This window comes from Micromonospora sp. 4G55, from assembly GCF_016803375.1.
This window is the reverse complement of sequence record NZ_JAEVHN010000602.1, coordinates 1-3,691: the sequence shown is the minus strand read 5'-3', so window position 1 is coordinate 3,691 and position 3,691 is coordinate 1. Positions and strand designations below refer to the sequence as shown.

Annotated in this window: 5 protein-coding genes and 1 pseudogene; 2 read left to right on the top strand and 4 right to left on the bottom strand. The window is 75.7% G+C overall.

Annotated features, from left to right (window positions below):
- Positions 1-1,156, bottom strand: a 1,156-nt coding sequence (locus JNW89_RS30765) for a GNAT family N-acetyltransferase (protein ID WP_238451742.1), incomplete at its 3' end; no start/stop codon positions are given.
- A 109-nt stretch (positions 1,157-1,265) separates the two neighbouring features.
- Between JNW89_RS30765 and JNW89_RS30760 the strand changes: the two genes are divergently transcribed.
- Positions 1,266-1,802 carry a hypothetical protein gene (locus tag JNW89_RS30760; protein ID WP_238451741.1) on the top strand — a complete coding sequence of 179 codons (537 nt, stop codon included), beginning with the start codon at positions 1,266-1,268 and terminating at the stop codon, positions 1,800-1,802.
- 138 nt (positions 1,803-1,940) lie between these two features.
- Here JNW89_RS30760 and JNW89_RS30755 read toward each other — a convergent pair whose 3' ends face one another.
- Positions 1,941-2,204, bottom strand: a complete 264-nt coding sequence (locus tag JNW89_RS30755; RefSeq protein ID WP_088960723.1) for a hypothetical protein — start codon at positions 2,202-2,204, stop codon at positions 1,941-1,943.
- 81 nt (positions 2,205-2,285) lie between these two features.
- On the bottom strand, positions 2,286-2,786 hold the full coding sequence (locus JNW89_RS38310) for a hypothetical protein (RefSeq protein WP_238451744.1): 501 nt from the start codon (positions 2,784-2,786) through the stop codon (positions 2,286-2,288).
- A 60-nt stretch (positions 2,787-2,846) separates the two neighbouring features.
- Between JNW89_RS38310 and JNW89_RS38305 the strand changes: the two genes are divergently transcribed.
- A complete protein-coding gene (locus JNW89_RS38305) occupies positions 2,847-3,197 on the top strand; it encodes a hypothetical protein (protein ID WP_238451743.1) in 351 nt (116 codons plus the stop codon).
- Here JNW89_RS38305 and JNW89_RS38300 read toward each other — a convergent pair.
- Positions 3,125-3,409: pseudogene (locus tag JNW89_RS38300) on the bottom strand (PQQ-binding-like beta-propeller repeat protein); the annotation flags it as partial. The gene JNW89_RS38305 and the pseudogene JNW89_RS38300 sit on opposite strands and share 73 nt — an antisense overlap.
- Between the last annotated feature and the right edge of the window lie 282 nt (positions 3,410-3,691).

Below are 3,691 nucleotides of genomic sequence, written 5' to 3'. Positions count from 1 at the left end.
CCCGGAGCCGACCCGTGGCGGCCAGCGCGGCCGGTGCCACGCCGCCGAGGTACAGCTCGCCGAGCCCGCGTACGTCGCAGGCCAGCTCCGCCGGGTCGTCGGTGCGGACGCACACCGCGCCGGTGGGACCGCCGGTGAGTCGCCAGCGCCCGGTGTTCTCCGGCAGCAGCTCGTCGGTGACCTCGATCACCACGTCGACGGGGGTCGGGTACCGGCGGGCGGCCAGCGCCGTCGGGACGTCCACCACCCGCACCCAGAGCGCGTCGACCAGCTGGGCGCCGAGCCGGCGGGGCTCGTCCACCAGGCGCAGCAGCGGCTCGTCCACGGCGACCCGGCCGCAGGAGAGCTGCCGGGTCAGGTCGATCGAGAAGAGCGTCCGCCACAGCGCCAGGTACGCCTCGGGGTCGGTGGCGACCACCTCGTCCACCCGTACCTGCCCGCGCGGCCCGCGCTGGTCCCACTCCTCCCGGGTCCGCCAGAGCGCGTACCCGTCCACGCCGTCCGGCCCCTCGTGCAGCAACGCCCGGCGCGGGGTCGCCCCGCCCCGCCAGGCGGTCGGGTCGGCCAGCACGTACCGCCACCAGCGCTCGCTCCGGTCCGACCAGCCGGGGCGGTCCGGGCGCACCCGGTCGTACACCCGGGCCAGCTCGGGTTGCGACGCGACCGGGTCGGCCAGCCGGAGGGTGCCCGCCGCGGACGCCGGCTCCGGCAGCCGCAGCTCGGCGGTGGCCGGGCAGTCGACGGCGAGGCGCTGCGCGGCCAGGCCGTAGCCGAACCGGGGGTAGATCCGCCCCTCGCTGGCCCACAGCACCGCGACCGGCTCCCGGCCGGTGTCGTAGATCTCCCGAAGCTGGCGGCCCATCAGCGTGCTGAGCAGGCCCCGGCGGCGGTGGGTGACGGCCACCGCGACCATGGTGACGTGCGCCGCGGCCACCGTCGCCCCGGGGACGGTGAGGGTCCGGGTGAATGCGGCGGCGTGCGCCACCGCCCGACCCCCGTCGCGGACCAGCAGCGACCGGTCCGGCTCGAAGATCCCCCGCTCGACCTCGCGGGCCTCGGTGTCGAACGCGCTGTGGAACGCGTCACCCATCAGGTCGGCGATCTCGTCGAAGTCGGTCGCGGCCGGGACCTGCACGTCGGCGAGGGGGTGGGTCATCGCCCCTGTCTAGTCCATCGTCGGCGGGGCGGCGACCGATTTGCCGGCTGGCTACCCTCGAAGACGGCGGGCCGGCCGGAGGCCGGCACCGGTCAGGGGAGGACACGAGATGGCAGACCAGACACAACCGTGGGCGGAGCGGACAGTCGAGGTGCCGCCGCAGCCCGGTGTCGGGGTGCCGCCGCAGCGGGACGCGTTCCGCCCCGGCGTCGCCTCCGTCGGGCGGCCGCGCACCCCACGCACCGAGCAGTTCCCCACCGTGGGCGCCGACGAGCACACCTGGAACGAGCCGGCCCCGCGCCGGCCGATGAGCTGGCACCTGGCGCAGCTGCGCCAGGGCCGCGAGTGGAGCATGGCGGGGGCGCTCTTCGCCTTCGTCTGCTGGGGGATCTGGGCCATCTCCGGGCGGGGCGACCTGGGCGCGCCGCTGCTCACCTTCGTGCTGAGCCTGCTGGTGGCGGTCGGCCTCTTCGCGCTGTCCCGCCTGATCGGGCGGGTGATCTGGGAGCGGCAGCTGGGCCGGATCCGGCGCGGCGCGCGCGGCGCGCACCTGGTGACCGCGATCTTCCTGGTCGGCGTCGGAGTCGCCTACCTCCAGCAGACCGAGTGGGTCGTGTCGGTCTGGAACTTCGTCACCGGCAACTGACGTACGTCGCGGGCGGATCGGCCGGGGCCGACCCGCCCGCGCGTCCGGTCGCGGGAGGCCGCGACAACGGGTCGTTCTCCACCAGGCCGGCGGTGCTTACCCCGCCGGCCGCGGTTCATCCGCGCCCCGGCCGCGTCGTCACGCCGTGCCGCCGTGCCCCTCCGCGTCCGCCTTGGGGGAGGCCACCCGGGCCGCCGGGTCCTCGACGCCGGGCTGCCCGCCGTCCGGCGCGACCATGCCGTCGTAGTTGTAGACCGTGCCGTCCTCGCCGTGCTGCTTCGTGGTGCGCACGTAGCGGTGGATCATGCCGTCCAGCTCGATCTCCAGCAGGGCGCTCTCCGCCTGCTGGGTGCTGCCGTCACGGGGGCCACCGACCAGGTACGCGTTCGTGTTCGTCTCCATGCCGACTGCCTACCAGGGCGAACCGGGGGAAAACGGCCCGTCCGCCGGCCGTTCGCCGCAGTGGTCCCCCGGACGTGGGGCTCAGTCGGCCCCGGCGAAGCGGTACAGCACGAAGTCCTGCTCCCGGCCGCAGGCGATCACCGAGGCGTTCCACGAACAGGACTCGCTGCGGACGTCCTTGAGCTCACCCATCTCGAACGGCGACTTTCCGCCCACCGCCATGCCGGCGAGGCTGCGGTCGTCCTCGGCGGTGCTCGGCGGCTCCGCGAAGAGCAGCACGTTGCCCGCGTCCAACCGGACCGCCACGCCGTCCCGGTCGGGCAGCACCGCCCTGCCGTCGGCGTCGAAGAGGGTGACGGCGTACTGCGGGGAGTCCCGCCGGGCCAGCAGGTGCTCGCCGACCGGCACCAGCCCGTCGGCCTCCGGGGCCGGCCAGTGCCGGCTGCCCTTGCCCTCGGTCGCCGCCACCACCTCGGTGCGCGCGGTCTCGCCGTCGGGCACCTCCAGCAGGCAGGCCCGGTGCTCGCCGCAGGCGACCAGCGACTGCGGCCGTCGCCCGTCGTCGGGGGCGGTGTAGAGCACGTCCGCTCGCCGAGGCTCGCCAGGTCGTACCCGAGCAGCCGGTAACCGCGCTCGTCCTCGGTGACGTACAGCCGGTCGGCGTGCGCCACCACCAGGTCGTCGACGTCGGCCACGTTGGGCCGGCTGCGCAGCACGGCACCGCTGTCCATGTCGATCAACCGGACCGACCGGTCGGCACCCACCTGCACCAGCCGGCCGCCGGTACCGAGCCAGGGTGCCGTCGGCGCGCCGGTGACCGACCCGACACCGCCCGACGCCTCCGGGGTGCCGACCCGCACCACCCGGGTCCGGCTGTTGCCGTACTCGTCGCGCGGACTGTCCCGGCGCCACTCCTCGTGGCCGTCGCGCATCCGCAGGCCGACCAGTCGGTCGCCGGTCCGGTCGACCCAGACCACCGTGTCCCGGGTGTAGTGCAGGTCGTCGTCGCCGTGCACGGAGAGCCGCCACCGTTGGTCGCCGGAGCCGGCGTCGAGCACCAGCAGGTCGCGCGGCGTGCTGTCGCCGGACGCGTCCGCGAGGACCGCCACCCCGCCGGGCAGCGCGCGGATCCCCGTCCACCGCTGCGCGCCGACCGGGGTGCTCTTGCGCCACAGCTCGTCCCCGCTGCCGGCGTCGACCGCCACCACCTCCAGCCGGTCGTCGGCCAACTGATGGGCGAGATAGGCGCGGTCGCCGAGGACCGAGGTGAACACGGCGGTCGCGCGCTCCGCGCCGGCCTTCGGCGTGGCCACCACCTCCAGGGTCCGGAACTCCAGCGCCGGGTAGCGGTCCCGGGTCAACCAGAGCACGGTCGCGGCCAGCACCCCGATCACCGCGAGGCCCGCGCCGAGCGCGATGCAGAGCCCCCCGCCGGGACGTCCCGGCCCGGTCGGACCACTGCCGGGCGCCGGCGACACCGGCGGAGC